13 protein-coding genes are annotated in these 19015 nt (G+C 74.0%); all 13 read left to right on the forward strand.

Annotated elements, in window-relative coordinates; genetic code table 11:
- Positions 1-73: 73 nt before the first annotated feature.
- Complete coding sequence (locus GPA04_RS15855) at positions 74-535, forward strand: hypothetical protein (RefSeq protein WP_156225163.1); 462 nt, start codon at positions 74-76, stop codon at positions 533-535.
- A 91-nt stretch (positions 536-626) separates the two neighbouring features.
- Complete coding sequence (locus tag GPA04_RS15860; protein ID WP_156225164.1) at positions 627-1529, forward strand: hypothetical protein; 903 nt, start codon at positions 627-629, stop codon at positions 1527-1529.
- A gap of 338 nt (positions 1530-1867) precedes the next feature.
- Complete coding sequence (locus GPA04_RS15865; RefSeq protein WP_156225252.1) at positions 1868-2329, forward strand: HNH endonuclease; 462 nt, start codon at positions 1868-1870, stop codon at positions 2327-2329.
- Between the two features lie 135 nt (positions 2330-2464).
- Positions 2465-3325, forward strand: a complete 861-nt coding sequence (locus tag GPA04_RS15870) for a hypothetical protein (protein ID WP_241680845.1) — start codon at positions 2465-2467, stop codon at positions 3323-3325.
- 141 nt (positions 3326-3466) lie between these two features.
- A complete protein-coding gene (locus GPA04_RS15875) occupies positions 3467-3748 on the forward strand; it encodes a hypothetical protein (RefSeq protein ID WP_156225165.1) in 282 nt (93 codons plus the stop codon).
- A gap of 164 nt (positions 3749-3912) precedes the next feature.
- Positions 3913-4947, forward strand: coding sequence for a hypothetical protein (locus GPA04_RS15880; RefSeq protein WP_156225166.1), 1035 nt, complete (start codon positions 3913-3915; stop codon positions 4945-4947).
- 123 nt (positions 4948-5070) lie between these two features.
- The gene (locus GPA04_RS15885) at positions 5071-5343 is read left to right on the forward strand and encodes a hypothetical protein (protein ID WP_156225167.1); all 273 of its coding nucleotides are present in this window, start codon (positions 5071-5073) and stop codon (positions 5341-5343) included.
- Between the two features lie 77 nt (positions 5344-5420).
- The gene (locus GPA04_RS15890; RefSeq protein ID WP_156225168.1) at positions 5421-6539 is read left to right on the forward strand and encodes a glucuronyl esterase domain-containing protein; all 1119 of its coding nucleotides are present in this window, start codon (positions 5421-5423) and stop codon (positions 6537-6539) included.
- Between the two features lie 106 nt (positions 6540-6645).
- Complete coding sequence (locus tag GPA04_RS15895) at positions 6646-11079, forward strand: type VII secretion EssC family protein (RefSeq protein ID WP_156225169.1); 4434 nt, start codon at positions 6646-6648, stop codon at positions 11077-11079.
- Entirely contained in the window at positions 11076-14411 is a 3336-nt protein-coding gene (locus GPA04_RS15900) for a fibronectin type III domain-containing protein (RefSeq protein WP_156225170.1), read from the forward strand. The genes GPA04_RS15895 and GPA04_RS15900 overlap by 4 nt, the downstream gene beginning before the upstream one ends.
- On the forward strand, positions 14408-15379 hold the full coding sequence (locus tag GPA04_RS15905; RefSeq protein WP_156225171.1) for an AAA family ATPase: 972 nt from the start codon (positions 14408-14410) through the stop codon (positions 15377-15379). The genes GPA04_RS15900 and GPA04_RS15905 overlap by 4 nt, the downstream gene beginning before the upstream one ends.
- A gap of 209 nt (positions 15380-15588) precedes the next feature.
- Positions 15589-16752, forward strand: coding sequence for a DUF58 domain-containing protein (locus GPA04_RS15910; protein WP_156225172.1), 1164 nt, complete (start codon positions 15589-15591; stop codon positions 16750-16752).
- A complete protein-coding gene (locus GPA04_RS15915; RefSeq protein WP_156225173.1) occupies positions 16749-18938 on the forward strand; it encodes a transglutaminase TgpA family protein in 2190 nt (729 codons plus the stop codon). The genes GPA04_RS15910 and GPA04_RS15915 overlap by 4 nt, the downstream gene beginning before the upstream one ends.
- Positions 18939-19015: the final 77 nt, after the last annotated feature.

Here is a 19015-nt window from a genome sequence, read left to right on the forward strand (position 1 = left end):
GCGCAGCGCGGTGGGTGCTGGCGCGCGTGCTACTACTGACCCAGCCACGCCACACCCGAGAGCAGGAGCATCGATGAACACCCCGGTCCGTGTGACGGCCCAGACGATGGGCGCGACCGTCTTCAACACCAAGAACGCCACCCTCGAGTGGACGCCGGATGGTCGGATCCGCATCGTCGAGGTCGAGCCGGGACAGCAGCCGGTCGTGCTGCTCGACACCCCTCCGCAGGGTCTGCAGCACGTCGCGAACCACACGGTCAACCAGTCGATGATGGTGTTCAAGCCGCAGGCCGGCCCCACGATCAGGCTGTCCTTGCTGGGCAGCATGATCGCACCCGAGCCGAACGAGTCCGCGGACTCCTACGCGCGCCGCACCGCCATGACCGGGGCGCCGCCGCAGGCGTGGTGGGTGGAGACGCTCCGCGCCAGCGGCGTCAAGGTCTCCGACTGGGGCTTCGCCAAGACGTTGCCGATCGCTGTCGGCATCGTGGTGGGCATCCTCGTGATCGCGGCGATCGCTGCCTTCTTCTCCTGAGCGGTTCCGACCCGGAAGTTTCCGACCCCCGCACCACTGCCCTTCCGGCCCGCTCTCGTCGACGATGACGGCAGCGACCAGGAGGACAGCCATGACTGCAGTGACACACGGCGCCGACACCGACGCCCTTCGGCGGCTTGCTGAGGACATGCTCAACCACGCCGAGCACACGCTCGGTGCGGGCATCCGCACCCACGGCGAGCTCACGACGCTGCGGTGGTCCGGGCCAGACGCCGAGCGCGCCCGGCAGCACTGGGAGAACGTGGAGCTGCCGCGGATCCGGAACGTCTCGAAGGCGCTCGCTGAGGCAGCGAGGGCCGTGCTCGAGGAGGCGCGGCAGCAGCGGGAGGTGAGCGAGCAGACCAGCGGCGCCGCGGCGCCGTCGGGCACCCCTACCTCGGGTTCACCCGCTCCGAGCGGGACAGGAACCGGCGCGCGTACGGGGGCAACGTTGCTGGAACGCGCTCGCGCCCTCGCCGACGCACTCACCACGGGGCCGGAGCTGGCGCAGGTCGCCGCGGTCATGGCGGCAGGCGGGCGCGGCGCGCTGGCGATGACGAAGGACCAGTACGCCCTGGTCAGCTCGCTGATCGGCGCGAGCAAGCCCGCGGTCGGGGCCGCGCTCCGCGCCGCGGGGCACGCGGGCAACGTCCTCAACGTGTACGACGCGGGCGCAGGGCTGGTCAAGGGCGACGCGGTGCAGGCCACGAGCGGCATCGGCGGCCTCGCTGCCGGCGCGGTCGGCGGGCCGGCAGTCGGAGCGGCCTGGGGTGCCGGGTGGCTCATCGGCACGCAGGTCAACGAGGGGATCCAGGGCACCAGCTACGGCGACGCCTTCGAGCGCCGCAACGAGGCGGCCTTCGACACCCTGGGCGCCGGCGGCATGTTCATCGTGCCCGGCAACCTCGCCGTGGCGGCGTGGGACGTCCTCACCGACGGCGGCGGTACCTCGAGCGCTCCCGATGACGAGGCCGGGAGCTCGGGCGGCCGCTGACGCTTCCGCGGAAGCACCTGTCGACGAGATCGCACCTCTGGGGCGAGATCGCACCTCCGGGGGTGCGATCTCGAGCCGCAGGTGCGATCTCGTCGTCGACGTGGCGTGGGCATGGGCGGTGGTGTGGGCTGCGGCGGACACGCCGGTGCGGGAGTGATCACGCTCAGGCCCGATCCGCCACTTCTCCCATCCCGCATGGGTGTTCACCGAAAACCGGTGGCGGGGACGCTGTTCCTGGTCGACGATCACGAAGGCGCCCGGGCGCGGCAGATGTCCGTGCGCAGGTGTGAGTGCTGTCATACCGTTAGCGAGCGTGAAGGAGGTGCAGCGTGGCTGCGATGGTCCTGATCTACAACGCCGGAGGCGTCGAGGTACACGACGTCAAGCCGCTGCGCCACGTCGTCACGATGCTGCACCGTGGGGTCGCACGGGTGCTGGACGCCTCTGACGGCGAGGTGTTCGGACCGTACGAGCGGCCGGTCTCGGTCGAGCTGGTGCGGTACGTCTACGCGCGGTGGCGCTACGAGCGCACGGTGCCGGCCACCTACTCGTTCAAGGCCGTGCTGCAGCGCGACCGCCACACCTGCGCCTACTGCGGGCGCTCGGCGACCACGATCGACCACGTGGTCCCGCGGTGCCAGAACGGCCCGTCGACGTGGCAGAACTCCGTGGCCGCGTGCCGGACCTGCAACGAGCGCAAGGGTGGCCGCACGCCGGAGCAGGCAGGGATGCGCTTGATGTGGGATCCCGTCCAGCCAGGTGCCCAGGCCTCGGTGCGCAAGCGTCACGCCGCCGCCTGACCGTCGTCATCGACGTCGGGCCGTTGCACTTCCAGGACGTGGATGCCGGCACGGTCGAGGCGGTGGGCAGTCCTGTCCCCGGCCGGGCGGCCCGGGTCCGCTAGCCTGCGAGAGCGTCGACGAAGGGGGCTACCGGTGCTGAGAGTGACGCTGCGTGGCCGTGGTGTCCCCACCGTGGTGCTCGGCAGCGGCGAGGCCCTCATGTTCGGCCGGGCGCCCGACGTGGCCCTGCCCGAGGAGGACGTCGACGCCCAGCTCCGCACCACCGCTCTCGCACTGCCTCGCGCGGCCGCCCACGTCTCGCGCGTCGTCGGCGAGCTGGCGGTCGGCGAGGAGGTCGCGCGGCTGCGCTGGCACGGCTCCACCGGGGCCCAGCTGTCCAGCCTCTTCGACGCCCCTGGCGGAGCACGCCGGGTGGCGCTCAGCACCGGTATGGCCGCCCTCCTCGACGAGGGCGAGAACCACCTGCTGCTGCTCCGCGGCCGTGAGGACGCCAAGGGCTTCACCGACCTGGTGCTCGTCCTTGACATCACCGAGGTACGTGAAGGCGACGGTGCTGCCACCGACGTGCCGTACGTCCCTGAAGGCGACCCCGACGGCGCCCCCACCGCTGACGCACCGCACTTGGAGCGGTGGTCACGTGAGTGGTACGTCGCCCTCGCGCTCGCCGAGCCCTGGCTGACGGGCGCCGACACATACCCGCGACCGCCGTCCAACCGCGAGATCTACGAGCGTGTGCTGGCGTGGCGAGGTCACGCCTGGAACCTCGAGCGCGCGCAGCGTGTCGACGACGCGATCCGTTCGATCGCCCGGCTGGCCTTCGGACCGGCCGACGACCCCTTCACCGTGACGCAAGGACGCGTGCAGAACGTCCGGTTCGCCGTCGGCCGCCGGGCGGCCGAGACCGCACTGGTGACGACCGACGACCTGGGCGCCGTCATCGACGCGCAGGCCCGCGGCGCAGGCCTCAACCCGGGCGCCGCACCGACAGCCTGACCGATGCAGGTCCCCGAACCACACCGGCTCGGGCTCTCCGCGCTGCCCGCGGAGCGGAAATTTCCACCCCTCGCGCGGTGGTGCGGGCCGACATCGGGTGCCTAGCGTCGCCGTCATCGCACCGACACGAGGGAGACGACGATGACCAGCTACGACCGCAGCACCTTCTACGGCCTCGACACCACCGAGACCCGCAGCCAGGCCCAGCAGATGGATGCCAATGCCGAGAACCTCGGCGCCATGGTCAACGACATCGGCGCACTGATGGAGTCGGTGCTGTGGCTGGGCCCCGGCGCGCAACGCTTCAAGTCGGACTGGGACGGCTCGATGAAGCCGCAGATGCAGGAAGCAGCCGAGACGCTGCGCGGCAACGCAGCCGAGATGAAGCGGCGCGCCGACCTGCAGGACCAGGCCTCCGCGTAGCAGCGCGCGGGGCGGAAGTTTCCACCCCAGCGTCGCTGGATCGCACGGACCGATCTCCCTAGCGTCGACCGCACGACATCACCCGAACGATTCAGAAGGAGGTGGAGCAGGTGTCATTCCAAGGAGCAGACGTCGATGGCCTCGACCGCACAGCGAACCGCTGCATGGAGAGTGCGGACTTCGCCGATACGGTCGCGAGGACCCTCGAGATCCTGGTCGCGGCTCTTGAGGCCATGAGCTGGACGGGCTTCGCCGCGGCGCTCGCGGCCTACTTGAAGGCCGTCGTGATCCCGTGGGTGAAGTACATCGCGAAGTGTCTGCGCATCTTCGGCGGACTCCTTCAGCTCGCCTCGAGCAAGCAGAAGGGAGCCTCGGAGGACGCCCCGCCGGTGCGCATCCCCGCCACCGCGTGGAACCCGCCGCCGGCACCGGTCGCCACCGGCGTGAACCCGCCGATGCTGGCCAGCCCGCAGCCCGCGATCCAGCAGACCGCTCCCGGCACCGGCGCCCAGACAGGCGGCGGCACCTCGGTGGCCCCGGCCGCCCCGATCGGGCGCACCGACGGCGGCGCTGGCGCCGGCAACGTCAGGGGCGGCGGCTCGATCACGACGACCACCGGGATCAGCTCCGACGGCGAGCTCTGGACCCGCACGACCGTCAGCGGCACCGTCACCCCCGCCACCCTGACCGCCCCGGCGACGATCGCTGCGGCCGGTTCGACCGGTGGGCTGGGAACGGGGTCCGGCGGACACACCGCCGCGCCGGTCACACCCGCGGCGGACCTCGGCATCGGCGGCGGCACCTCGATCGGTGGCAGCGGGCCGGCCGGCTCCGGCTCGTCCAACCCGGGCGCGGGTGGCTCCGGCTCGACAGGCGGCCCGTCGACCGGATCGATCGGCAGCGGCTCGAGCGGGGCCGGCGGATCGAACGGCGGCGACGGCACGACCGGAACGCCCACACTCGATCCGGCGGTGCAGAGCTCGCCGCTCGCCTCGCGCGCGGTCCTCGGGAGCACCGCGACCGGGACCGGCACGGCTTCACTCGACGTGGCTGCCCCGGCGACCGGCGGCGGCGCGTCGGCAGCCCTCGCCGCAGCACCGATCGGCCTCGCGGGCGTCGGCGGCGCTGCACTCGCGGCGCTGCGCGCCAAGGGCCTTCACGACGGCGACGACCAGGAGGAGGCCGACGACGCGCTCTAGCCCTGTCCTGACCCAGAGCTGACAGGACGGACCCGCCCACACCCGGACGGTCGCCGTCAGGCACACGATCCCAGCCACACCCACACCCGCGCTGCTCGCAGCGCTCATCGAGAGGAACACATCATGACCACTGCCAACGTCTACGGGATGGACATCCAGGCCGGCCGCGACCTCGCGACGCGCATGGACTCCGACGCCACCGAGATCGAGACGCTCACCACGCGGCTCACCGGGATGCTGGAGGGAACACCCTGGTACGGCCCCGACGCGACGCGGTTCAAGGGCGACTGGTCCGGCCAGTACGTGCCGGCGCTGACCTCGGTCGTGCAGGCGCTCCGTGAGAACAGCCAGCAGATCTTCGCCCAGGCGCAGTCGCAGGAGGACGCCTCCAGCTGACGCTGCCCCCACGGTGGCCCGGCCCCTCTGCCCTGGGGCCGGGCCATCGCCGCGCCAGCTCCCGCTACGGTGCGGGCATGGCTCCGGACAGCGACGTCACCCTGGACCTCCCGTCGGTCGACGGCGTCACGCCCGCGGACTGGTCCGCCCGCCGGGAGCAGTGGCTCGAGCTGTTCTCCGACCACGTCTACGGCCGCACCCCCGCGGTCGACTGGACGGTGACGACTGGCGAGGTGGGCGCCGCGGTCGAGGTCGACGGCGGCTCGGGGATCCGCCGGCAGCTGCAGATCACCATCTCCGACGGCGTGGCGAGCGTGGTCGTGGACGTGCTCCTCGTGCTGCCGGTCGCCGGGCCCTCACCGGTGCTGGTGGCGCTCAACTTCTTCGGCAACCACACCGTGACGCCCGACGCCGACGTCGCGCTCCCCGCCGGGTGGGTGCCGGCGCGCATGGTCCCCAGCGACGGTCACCGCGCGAGCGAGACCGCGCGCGGCTTCCTCGCGGAGGGCTGGCCGCTCGACACCCTGCTGCGCCAGGGCTTCGGGATGGCGACCGTGTACGCGGGCGACATCGCGCCGGACGACCCCGACCACGTCACCGAGGGCCTGCTCGGGCTGACACAGCCCCAGCACGACCACCCCTGGGGCGCGCTGGGCGCGTGGGCGTGGGGGCTCTCGTGCGTGCGGCGGGTGCTGGCCGAGCGGGACGACGTGCGCGCGGACCAGATGGTGGCGATCGGGCACTCGCGTCTGGGCAAGGCTGCCCTCTGGGCGGGCGCGCAGGACGAGGGGTTCGCCGCCGTCGTGTCCAACAACTCGGGCTGCGGCGGGGCGTCGCTGTCACGACGGCCGGTGGGCGAGCGCGTCGCGGCGATCACCACGAGCTTCCCGCACTGGTTCACGCCCGCGTTCGCCGGCTACGCCGGTCGCGAGCACGCGCTTCCGGTCGACCAGCACCAGCTGCTGGCGAGCATCGCGCCACGCGCCCTCTACGTCGCGAGCGCAGCCGAGGACGAGTGGGCCGACCCTGTCGGCGAGTACCTCGCCACTGCCGCGGCGCTCGAGGTCCACCAGGCGCTGGGATCAGCCCGGGTCGGCTATCACCTGCGACCCGGCGGCCACGCGCTCGGTCCCGAGGACTGGGAGCACGTGCTGACCTTCCTGCGCCACCACGTGACGGCCGCACCCGACCGCTGACCCCCTCGCGTCGCCGCGCGGCGGAAGTTTCCACCCCTCCGGCGCTGGCTCTCCCACCGGTGGCTCCCTAGCGTCGGCAGCACCGACGACCAGCAGGAGAGCGACCATGTGGCGACTGAGCGTGCTGCCGACACCGGAGAGCAAGCTGGCACCGGTCGACGTCGTCGTCGACGCCGGAGAAGGTTCCACGGTCGCCGATCTCGCCGCCGGCCTGGGTGAACACCTCGGTGGCCGGGGGATGCTGCTGGCACCCGTCAGCGACGGCCGCACGTGGCCCGCCGACACCCCGCTCGCCGAGGCCGGCCTGCGTGACGGCGACGTCCTCGAGGTCACCGGCGTCCCCACCGACTGGCGCACGCGCCCCGGGCCGCGCCGCGCCCCGCGCGCCACCGTCCACGTGGTGGCAGGGCCCGACGTCGGACTGGTCGCCGACATCACCGGCGACACCCTGGTCGTGGGTCGCGCGGGCACCGCCGGGCTGCGGTTGCGGGACCCGCTGGTGAGCCGGGTGCACGCACGGATCCTGCTGGCCGAGACACCGGTCGTGCTCGACCAGGGGTCGGCGCACGGAACCGTGGTGGGCGGCCGCACCATCACCCGGTCGACCCCGGTGGCCTACGGCGAGCGGATCACGCTGGGCGACAGCGTCCTGCTCATCCATCCCGGTGACGGCGAGGCAGCCCGCGAGCGCGGCGTGCTCCGCTCGCCGCGGTTCGGCGACTCGGTCGCCACGGCCGAGCTCGACACACCCGCGCCGCCCACCTCGCAGCGCAAGACCCCGCTGTCCTGGCCCATGATGCTGATGCCGGTGCTGATGGGCGGCGTGATGTTCAGCTACAGCCGCAGCCCGCTGGCGCTGGTGTTCATGATCGGCTTCCCGTCGATGATGCTGCTGACGTGGCTGATCCAGCGCCGCGCCGCCAGGCGCGAGTTCGCCGCGGAGTCGGCGATCTGGCGACAGGACATGCGTGAGCTCCTCGCCACCCTCGACGACGCCGCCACCACGCAGCGCCGCAACGCCGAGGACGACGAGCCCGACCTGGACGTCGTCCTCGCCCGCGCGGTCGCCCGCGACCACCGCCTCTGGGTACGCCGCCCGGACAGCGACGACTTCCTCGCCGTGCGCGCGGGCCGCGGGCCGCGCGCCGCGCTGCTGACGGCGAAGAAGCTCAACCACGGCGACCGCGGCCTGCAGGCGGAGGGCAGCCGCGCCCTCGGTGAGCGCGCCACGCTCGCCGATCTCCCGGTGCCGCTCGAGCTCGTCGAGGCCGGCCTGGCCGCCGTGACCGGCGAGACCGCCGACGTCGACGCGTGGGTCCGCGCGACCGTGCTGCGCCTCGCCGTCACCCACTCCCCGACCGACGTGCAGGTCGCGGCGGCGCTCGGGCCCGGCCGCTCGCACATCGAGTCCTGGCTGCGGTGGCTGCCCCACGCCGCGCCGCGCAACGGCGGCATGGCCTGCGTGGCGATCGGCGCGACCGAGGGTCAGGCGCTGCTCGAGGAGCTCGCGAGCGCCGACGGCGGCACGGCCCACACCCTCGTGCTCGTCGACGAGGGTGCCGGGCTGCCCCGCCGCCTGGTCGAGGCCGTGGCCGCGGACGCGGTCGAGCGCAGGCTGCACCTGCTGTGGATCGGCTCGGACGTCGAGACCGTTCCGGCCACCACGGCCACGGTGGTGGCGCTGGGCGAGGCTACGGTCGACCCCGCTGCCGCGGGAGCGGAGGGCGCTGTGGGGGCGCTGCTGCACCGCGACCGTGGCGGCGTGGAGCCGCTGACCAGCGTCGAGGCGCTCGGCCTGACCGAGGTCTGGCGCGCGGCGCGGGCGCTGTCCGGCTACCGCGACGAGGCCGCCGTGCTCGCGGCCGAGTCGATGCTGCCCCCGCAGGTGCGACTGCCCGGGCTCTCGGGCGACCTCGCCGACCCCGACGACGTCGAGCGGCTCATCGAGCGCTGGGCCACCTCGACCGGGCTGCGGGCTCAGCTCGGCACGGGCGGCGAGGGCGTCGTCACCATCGACCTGCGCGAGGACGGTCCGCACGGCCTGGTCGCGGGCACCACGGGCGCCGGCAAGTCCGAGCTGCTGCAGTCGCTGCTGTGCTCGCTCGCGATGAACAACCCGCCCTCGCGGATCACGTTCCTGCTGGTGGACTACAAGGGCGGCGCCGCCTTCCGCGAGGTCGCCGAGCTGCCCCACAGCGTCGGCTACATCACCGACCTCACGCCCGCGCTGGTGCAGCGGTGCCTCACCTCGCTGCACGCCGAGCTGACCTCCCGCGAGCACCTGCTCGCGCAGTACGGCGCCAAGGACCTGCTCGCACTGGAGCGCAGCAACCCGGAGGCGGCGCCGCCGTCGATGCTGATCTGCGTCGACGAGTTCGCCGCGCTGCTCGCGGAGGTGCCGGAGTTCGTCGAGGGCATGGTCTCGATCGCGCAGCGGGGCCGCTCGCTCGGCATGCACATGCTGCTCGCGACCCAGCGCCCGGCCGGCGTCGTGACGCCGCAGATCAAGGCGAACACCGACCTGCGCATCGCTCTGCGGGTCGCCGCCCCCGAGGACTCGATGGACGTCATCGACGCCCCCGACGCCGCCCACATCTCCCGCCGCACCCCCGGCCGGGCGTGGCTGCGACGCACCGGTCACGGCACCCGCGAGCTCGTGCAGGTCGCCTGGGTGGGCGCCCGCGAGGAGATCCACGCCGACGGCGGCAAGGTCCGGATCAGCCCGTTCACCGCGCGCGAGCTCAGCGGGCAGCGACCCGGCGGGCGCGGCACCACGGTGCACCCGAGGTCGGATCTCGACCGGATCGTCGCCACCACCGGCACGGCGTTCCTGCGGACCGGCCGGCCGGCGCCGAAGAAGCCGTGGTTGCCGCCGCTGCCGGTCGACGTGCCGATGGTGTGCACCGCACCCGGACGCCTCGTCCTGGGCGAGGGCGCCCACGACGAGGCGCTCGTGGCGGGCTCGCGCGAGGAGACCCACACCGTGGTGCAGGGTCCGGGCCAGGTCGTGCTCGGGCTGATCGACCGACCGGCGGAGCAGACCCAGCTGCCGTTCGTCGTCGACTTCGCCCGCGCCGGCCACCTGCTCGTGCTCGGCGCCTCCGGCTCGGGCAAGTCCGAGCTGCTGCGCACGGTGGCCGCGGCCGTGACCGCCGGCTCCGAGTCCGACCTGCCCGGCTGCGTGTACGCGATCGACGCGGGCGGTGGCGCGCTCTCGGTCCTCGAGCGGATGGAGTCGGTCGGGTCGGTCGTGCTCGAGCAGCAGCTCGAGCGGATGCTGCGGCTGATCAGGATGCTCGCGAGGTCGATCGAGGAGCGCAACGCGCTGCTCGCCGCCCGCGGCGCCGCCGACATCGCCGGCCTGGCCGCGCTCGGCACCCCGTTGCAGCGGATCCACCTGGTGATCGACAACCTGCCCGCCGTGCTCGACACCCTCGACGGCGGCGGCCCGGTCCGGCGCCAGCACGCCGAGCACCTCGTGACGATCCTGCAGGAGGGCCGCCGCTGCGGCGTGCACGTCACGGCCACCAGCCCGCAGCGCACCGGCATCACCTCCCCGGTGCAGGCGACCTTCGGGCAGCGCCTCGTGCTGCGGATGACCGTGGCCGACGACTACACGATGCTCGGCGTCCCCGGCGACGTGCTCGACGGCGACTCGGCGCCCGGTCGCGGCCTGGTCGGCAAGGACGAGGTGCAGGTCGCCACGGTCGGCGGGGCCGGCACACCGCTGCAGACCGAGCGGCTCGCCGCGCTGTGCGAGGTCGTCGCTGCGCGGTACGAGGCCCCGGTCGGCGCACCCGCCACCCCGGTGCCGGGCATGCCGGGTCGTGTCCCGCAGCATCTCGCCCCGGCACCGACGCGCGACGACGTCTGCCTCGGTGTCGAGGACGGCTACGTCAGCGCTGTGACGCTCTCGCTGCTGGAGGCGCCGCTGCTGATCGCGGGCCGCAGCCGCAGCGGCCGCACGTCCGCGCTGCTCGCCCTCGGCCAGGTGGCCCGACGGTCGACCCAGCCGCCCGCGCGGGTCACGCTCATCGGGCCGCGGGCCGCCGACGGCGTGCTCACCCCGGAAGGTCTGGTGGAACCGACCTTCGCCGACGAGGTGCTCACCGACCCCGAGCAGGTCGCCGCCTGGGCGGCCGGGCTGACCACCCCGACGGAGCGCGACTGGCACCTCGTGCTCATCGACGACCTCCACGAGTGGGAACGAGCGTGGGAGCGCAACGGGACCGAGCGGGTCGCCGTCGAGACGCTGATGGAGACCCTGACGGGAAAGCCCGGCATCGCCGTCGTGGCCGTCTCGGACTCCGACGACGCCCGGTCGCGCCAGCACGTGCCGGGGCTGACGCAGGCGCTGCGGCGCCACCGCCGGATCGCGCTGCTCTCGCCCGAGATGTCGGACGGGTCGCTGGCCTCGGTGACGATCCCGATGCACACCGCCGAACCGTTGTCCGGCATGGGCAGAGCTCTCCTGGTGGCCGGGGGGACGACGCACGTGGTCCAACTACTATCAGCGAGTCGACCCGGGGGTACCTCATGAGCGCGAAGAGGCAGTCGTGGTGGCGCCGCCGGCTGAGCACGGCGGGCCGCGAGCGCGGCATCGTCGAGGCCGGTATCGCCGCGGCGGGCGGCCTCCTCGTGGTGGGTGCCGTCGTCGGTAACGGCGTCGCCGCCGCGGCGATGGACATGTCCGACGGGCAGACCTGGCTCGGCGGCAACGACGGCTCGGTCGTGCAGATCAATCCCGCGACCGGGCAGCCCGAGTACCGGCTGGTCATCGGGGGCGACGGCGACCGCATGGAGGTCACCCAGAACGACGGCCTGCTCGTGGTCACGAACCTCGAGACCGGTGTGGTCACCTCGATCGATCTCGCCGGCCTGGTCGCCGGCTCCGGCCGCCAGACCGACGGCGAGACGACCGTGCTCATCGGAGGTGGGCACGTGATGCTCGCCGAGACCGAGCCTGGCTTCGTGCAGGTGGTCGACCCCCTCTCGATGGCGAGCCTCGGCGCGCCGTACCGGGCCGGTGAGGACCTCAGCGACGTCGTGATCGACGACGAGGGCACGGTCTGGCTGATGACGACCTCCGGCGAGCTGCGTGAGCTCGACTGGGTCGAGGAGTCCGGCGAGTTCTCGACCTCGCTCGAGCGGCCGGTCGCCGGCGCCGGCGCTGGGACGCGGCTGGTGCCGCACGACAGCGGCGTCACCGTGTTCGCGCCCGACGGCGGGGCGATCCTGCAGATCGGGGTCGGAACCGACTACGTGCAGCAGGTGCCCGCGCTGCAGGGGCAGGTGGAGGCGGCCGCGACGTCCCCGGCCGACCTGGTCCCGGCGTCGGCGACCGACGTCGGGCTGGTCTTCATGATCAGCGGCCGGGAGCTGCTGACGGTCGACGTCGGTGGCGTGGGCTGCGCGCAGCCGCTGCGCCCGGCGGTGCTGGAACGGCGCGTGTACGTGCCGTGCGGCGGTGAGGGCCGCGTGATCGTGCTCGACGAGAACGGGCTGTCCGCCGGACCCGACATCGTCGTGCCCGGAGGCGGGGACCCCGAGCTGATCGTCGACGACGGCCGGCTGGTCGTGCACGACCCCGACGACGGCCGCATCGTGGTCGTGCAGCAGGACGGCAGCACCACGGTGACCGACCTGGCGGGCGCCGAGGTGCCCACCGACGTGGTCGAGGACACCGAGCCGCTGCCACCGATCTCGACCGGCACCACCACGCCGCCGCCGCCGACCGGCACCACCACGCCACCGGTCGACATCGACCCGCCGTTGCCTCCCGACCCCGCCGACGACGCGACCGAGACCGGCACCGGCGGCCCGACGAACGACCCCGACGACGACCCCACGGTCGACCCGAGCATCGACCCGACCGATGGCCCGAGCGGCGGGTCGACCGACGGCACCGACGGCGACGCCGACAAGGCACCGAGCGGCGTGACCGCGGTGCTGCAGCCGGACGGCTCGGTCCAGCTCAGCTGGACACCCGCGGTCGTCCAGCCCGACGGCTACCTGGTGACGAGCTCCGACGGCGCGGTGAACCAGTCGGTCGCCGCCGACCAGAGCAGCCTGCGGCTGTCCGGGCTGACCTGCGGGACCACGGTCCGGCTGACCGTGTACGGCCAGCACGGCGAGGCGATGGTCGGCGCCGGCACCGACGTCACGACCGCCGCCTGCGTGAACCCGCCGGCACCCGGGGAGCTGACGCCGCGCAGCGTGGTGGCCGAGCGCGCCGGTGAGGACGTCGTCGTCGGCTGGACCGCGCCCGCCATCACCCCGGACCGGTACGTGGTGACCGGGATGGGTCGCAGCGTCACGGTCGCTGCCGGTGAGACCAGCGTGGTGCTCGCCGACGTGGCGTGCGGGGAACCGATCGAGCTCGAGGTCACCGCGGTGCACGCCGACGCCGGCGAGTACTCGGCCACCTCCGCCCGCACCACCGAGACCTGCGAGCCCGAGACCACCGACCCGGCGGACCTGCAGCCGCGCGACGTCACCCTCACCAGGATCACCGGGAACGACTACCGGCTGACCTGGCAGGCGCCGGTCGTGGCGCCGCAGGGATACGCCGTCAGCGGGAACGGTGTCAGCCAGACCGTGGCGGTCGGCACTCACCAGCTCGACGTGAGCATCCCCTGTGTCGCGACCGTGCGGCTCACGGTCACCGCGAACCACGCGGACGGCACCACCAGCGCCGCCCAGTCCAACCAGCTGACCACCACCTGCACCACGACCACGACGCCGCCCACGCTGTCGGCGCCGACGGGCGTGACGGCGACCCGCCTCGACGTCGACACGGTGCGCCTGAGCTGGTCGGCCTCGAGCCCGGGCGCCCAGGAGTACGTGGTGATCCCGAGCAGCGGCGGCACGATCTCGGCCGGTACGGGGCTCACCGCGGACATCGACGTCACACCCGGCGGCAGCTACACGTTCACCGTCCGCGCGAGCTACCAGGGTCAGACGGCGACGTCCGCTCCCAGCAACAGCGTCGACATGCCCGCACCCGCGACGGCGCCGGGAGCGCCCACGAACGTGCAGGCGCACGTCGACCAGCAGCCTCCGTTCACCACGCGCTCGGTCACGTGGACAGCCCCGGCCGACGGCGGATCGCCGCTCACGGGGTACACGTTGGTCTGGGACGGCCGGGTCATCAACCTCGGACCGGGTCAGACCTCCTGGTCCGAGCAGGTCAGCTGCGACCCGTGCCAGGAAGTCATCCAGGTGCCCGACGTCGAGGTCACGCTGAGCGCGTCGAACGCCGTCGGTCAGGGGCCCACCGTCTCCGCGCCCGTGAGCGCAGGTGGCACGCCGGCTCCCCCGACCCCCAAGGACGGCGACGGCGTCCTCACCGCCCAGGAGGACCGGAGCGAGGCGGACCAGGGCACGTTCCAGGGGTCGATCACCTATACGCCCACCACCACGTGGGCCGGCGTCGGGGGCACGTGTACCGCGTCGGTGAACGGCGGGGCGCCCACGAGCTTCGACTGCACGCAGTCGTCGGTGCTCTGGTCGGGCACCGGCCAGCGTCACGTCGGACTCGACGGGTGGGTCCAGGTGACGATCACCTGGCCAGGTGGCAGCGCGACGTCGTCAGCCAGCGTGAACATGCCCGGCGAGGCGTGGTGCGAGTACATCAGCGGCGAGGGCGAACGCTGCTACCAGATCGCCTCGATCGACCCGGGTGACCCCGACGTCGAGATCGACCCGCTCCCCTGGACCCCGCCGGAGCCGCCGAACCCGCCGGTCCTGATCGCGGGCATGGGGCTGCTCCTGGGCGCCGGGACGATGCGGACCCTGCGAGCGCTCCGCCGTCGGGGCCTGATCGAGGCACCGGCCGAGACCACCGGAACAGACAAGGACGACCACCGATGAGCACGTCCACCTCCGAGCAGGTCGCCGAGTTCCGGCTGCTGCACACCGACATCGTCGACGCGGTCAGCGGCGCGATCCAGGGCAAGCGGTCGGTCGTCGAGCTGGCGGTGACGTGCCTGTTCGCGGGCGGGCACGTGCTGCTCGAGGACGTGCCCGGCACCGGGAAGACCACGCTGGCGCGCTCGATCGCGGCGGCGCTGGGCGGCAGCTCGCGGCGCATCCAGTTCACGCCCGACCTGCTGCCGGCCGACATCACCGGCACCGCGGTGTTCGAGCCGGGCTCGGGCGAGATCACCTTCCGCCCCGGCCCGGTCTTCACCAACGTGCTGCTCGCGGACGAGATCAACCGCGCGGCCGCGAAGACCCAGTCGGCGCTGCTCGAGGTGATGGCGGAGCGGACGGTCACGGTGGACGGCGTCGGCCACCCCGTGCCCGACCCGTTCGTGGTCATCGCCACCCAGAACCCGGTGGACCTCGACGGCACCTACCGGCTGCCCGAGGCGCAGCTCGACCGGTTCCTCATGCGGATCACGCTCGGCTACCCCGACCCCGAGCACGAGATCGAGGTGCTGCGGCCCGGAAGCGGCGCGGGCGTCGTCGAGCAGGTGCGCGAGGTGACCGACCCGGACCGGGTGGCCGCGGTCTCGGCGTCGCTGCGCGGGATCCACGTCGCCGACCCGCTGCTGGGGTACGTGCGCGCGCTCGGTGCCGCGACCCGCTCCGACGCCCGCCTCCGCCTGGGCGCCAGCACCCGCGCGCTGCGCGGCCTGATCTCCGCGTGCCAGGCGTTCGCCGCCTCGCAGGGCCGCCACTACGTGGTCCCCAGCGACGTGCAGCGCCTGGCCCAGCCCGTCCTCGCCCACCGCCTCATCCCCACCCGCGACGCGCTGCTCGCGGGCGAGGACCCGGGCGCGATCGTCGCCGACCTCGTCGACTCGGTCGAGGCCCCGCGCCCGGTCCCCGCCTGACCCATGACCCCGCCCACCCGCCCGACCCACCACGCGCGGGCCCACCACCGCCCGCCGGCCCACCACCGCCCGCGGGCCCTCCACCGCCCACCCCGCCCCCCGCTCTCGCCGAGATCGGACATCCACGGCGAGATCGGTGACCGCGCGGTGCGATCTCGCCGCCGATCCCCGATCTCGACACGGCTGGTCCCGCCGGGGAGCCACGGCTGATGGGTGCGCTCGCCGGGCTGCGCCTGACCCGCCGGGGTGCGGCGGTGCTGGCGTGCGCGTCGGTCCTGCTGGCCTTCGGGATCTGGGCCTCCTACCCCGGGCTCGTGGGGCTCGGGCTGGCGCTGGCGGTCGCGCTCCTCGCCGCGGTCGTCGGCGTCGCGGTCCCGGTCCCGGTGCAGGTCAGGCGCAGCGTGCGACCCACACGGGTGCCGCGGCTCGCGGACTGCGCCGCGACCGTGGTGGTGCGCAACACCTCGACCTGGCTGCCGATCACCGCGTCGGGCCATGACCGCGTCGGCGGTGAGGATCTCCCGTTCGACCTGCCGCGGCTCGCTCCCGGCGCCAGCGAGAGCACCGACCTCCCGATCCCCACCCAGCGGCGCGGCGAGATCAGCTTCGGCCCCTTGACGCTGCACCGGTACGCGCTGGCCGACCTCGCCGAGGTCCGGCAGAGCTACGGCGAGCGCACCACCGTGCTGGTCGAGCCGCGCATCCTCGACGCGCTGTCGCTGCCCGCCGGCACCCGGCGCGGTCACATCGGCGCCGACGAGCGCATCGCCCACGGCGGCACCGACCTCACCGGGCTGCGTGAGTACCTGCCCGGTGACGACCTCCGCCGTCTGCACTGGGCGACCTCGGCCCGCCGTGGTGCCCTCATGGTCCGGGAGGACGCCGACCCCTCGGCCCCACACCTGTCGGTGCTGCTGGACGACCGCGCCGACAGCTACGCGGGCGACGGTTTCGAGGAGGCCGTCGACGTGGTCGCCTCGCTGCTCGCCACGGCCGCGGAGTCACGCAGCCCGAGTCGCCTCATCACCTTCAGCGGCAGCATCGACGTCACGACCACGAGCGCACCGACCGAGGTCACCACGGGCCTCGACCCGGAGCTGCTCGGGCAGCTCGCGGTGGTGCAGACCACGGACGGCGGCAGCACCGGCGCCCACCTCTTCAGCGGCTCGCCCGACATCTTCGCGATCGTCACCGGTGCCCGGGCCGCGCTCGCGCCGCTGCTGTCCGACGCCTCCGCCGCCCCGGTCGGGATCGTCGCCATCGTCGACGAGGCGCCCGACCAGCTCGTCAGCGCCAGCCGTGGCGTCACCGTGCTGCGCGGTCCGCGCGCCGAGGAGCTCGTCCACGCCTGGCGCTCGGCGGTCGCCCGATGAGGCGCGCCGGCCCGGTGCTGTGGGCCGCGATCGTGCTGCTGACGGCGCTGGCCCCGCTCGCGGCGGGCTACGCCGCCGGATGGGCGCTCGCCGTGCTCGCCCTCTGCGCCGTGCTCCCGTTCGGGCTCGCCGCCCTCGGTCGGCTCGTCCGAGTACCCCGCTGGGCCGTGGCGACGGCGGGACTCGCCGTGGGCGTCGTCGTCGCCCTGGTCTTCGCCGACCGGGCGGACCCGGCGGACGCCACGCTGCCGTCGTGGCGGGCCAGCCCCGGGCTCTCGTTGCTGGGGCCGCTGATCGACGCGGTCCCTCGGCTGCTCACGGCGCCCCGCCCAGCCCCGCCGGATCCGTCGCTGCTGGTGCCGGCCGCGCTGCTGGTCTGGATCGTCGCCCTGGGCGTCGCCCTGGCCGTGGTGGGCGCGAGGCGCGCCGGCGTGGCTCCGCTGGTCGGTGCCGTGGTGCTGCACGTGGCGGGCGGGCTGCTGACCGCCGGGCGCGGTGATGCGACCGGCACCTCCGCGCTCGCGACGGCGTTGGCGCTGCTGCTGGGTTGGGTGCTGCTCCCCGCCACCGAGCGACCGACCACCGGCACGTCCATCCGCGCCCGCTCTGCCGATCTGCGCCGCCGCCGCGGCGTGCTGCTGCCGGCGATCGCGACCGCGGTCGTCGCCTCCTTCGCGCTGACGGCGGTGGCGGTCCCCACGGCGTCCTCGTTCGAGCCCCGCACGCTGGTGCCGCCGCCCCAGCTGCCCGCCGACGCCACCAACCCTGTGCCGCAGGCCGCGGTCTGGGCGCAGTCGCCGGACACCGAGATGTTCAGGGTGACCGAGCTCGACGGCCCGCTGCCGAACCTGCTGGCGGCCGTAGTGCTCCCCGACTACACCGGCGTCTCCTGGATGCTCGACGCCCGGCTCCGGCCGGTCGGGGTGGTCGCGACGCCGGACACCCCGCCGCCGAGCAGCACCCGGACCGCCACCTACGCGATCACGGCAGGCGAGTACCGCGAGGCCTGGCTGCCCGCGGCCGGCACCGCCACCGAGGTCACCGGGGTCTCCGCGCTGCTCGACCTCGACAGCGGCACCCTCGTGCTCGCCGGCGGCTGGACTGGCACGGGACCCGACGGGGACGCAACCGCAACGATCACCAGCACGATCAACGACGCCACCCCGGAGGCGATCGGCAGCGCGAGCGTGCCGCAGGCGGCCGACGTGCAGCGCTACCTCGAGCTGCCGCGCGTCCCTCCGGTGTTCGCGCAGGCGGCGCAGCGGATCACCGGCGGCGTCTCCAGCCGCTGGGAGCAGGTCTCGTTGCTCGCGGACGCGGTCCGCAACGACACCCTCCGCACGGACGCCACCGGCGAGGAGCGGGTGCTCGACCACGGCGCCCGGTCGGGCTCCTCCTACGCCCGGCTCGCGCAGTTCTTGCTCCAGCCGCACGAGGAGGGCGGCCAGGTCGGCACCAGCGAGCAGTTCGCCGCGTCGTTCGCGGTGCTGGCCCGGACCCTCGGCATCCCGACCCGCCTCGTGGTCGGCTTCCAGGTCCCCGAGGCCGACGGCGCCGGCACCGCGACCGTGCTCGGCGAGAACGCGCGGGTCTGGGCCGAGGTGTACCTGTCCCGGATCGGATGGGTCGCCGTCGACCCCTCGCCCGACTCGGCGATCACGACCGACCTGCCCACCCCCGAGCCCGAGGGCGAGGCCGGTGACGACCCCGAGCCGGACCCCGCCGAGGCCGACACCGAGGACAGCGAGGTCGTCGACGAGGACGACGCCGACGCGACCGGTCCCTCGCTCCCGCTGCTCCTCGCGCTCGTCACGCTCGGGCTCGCGGTGCTCGGTGCCGTCGGGCTGGGCATCGCTCGCTTCGTGCGGAGCGCGCGCTGGCGCCGTGCCGGTGAGCAGGGCGCGTGGGCCCACCTCGAGGACGCGATGCGGCTCGCCGGGACGCCGCCGCCTCCGGGCGCCACCGCGCGAGATCTCGCCGCGTCGCTGCCCGACGGCGTCGCCGGGTCAGCGGTCGCTCTCGCCGAGCGCGCCGAGGCGAGTGCCTACGCGCCGGCGCACCCGATCATCGGCGACCGGCCGGACGCCTGGGCGCTGGGCCGCGAGGTCGGTGCGGGCCTGCGCAGCCGCTCGTCGTGGTGGCGTCGGACGCTGTGGTGGATCTCGCCCGGGGTCTGGCGCCGCTGAGCCACCGCCGGGCGCGGCAAACCCCGGGTGGACGGAATCGTGTTGAAACCCCGAGGTGGACGGAATCGTGTTGAAAC

It is taken from the genome of Pseudactinotalea suaedae (assembly GCF_009733815.1).
Taxonomy (GTDB): Bacteria; Actinomycetota; Actinomycetes; order Actinomycetales; family Beutenbergiaceae; genus Pseudactinotalea; species Pseudactinotalea suaedae.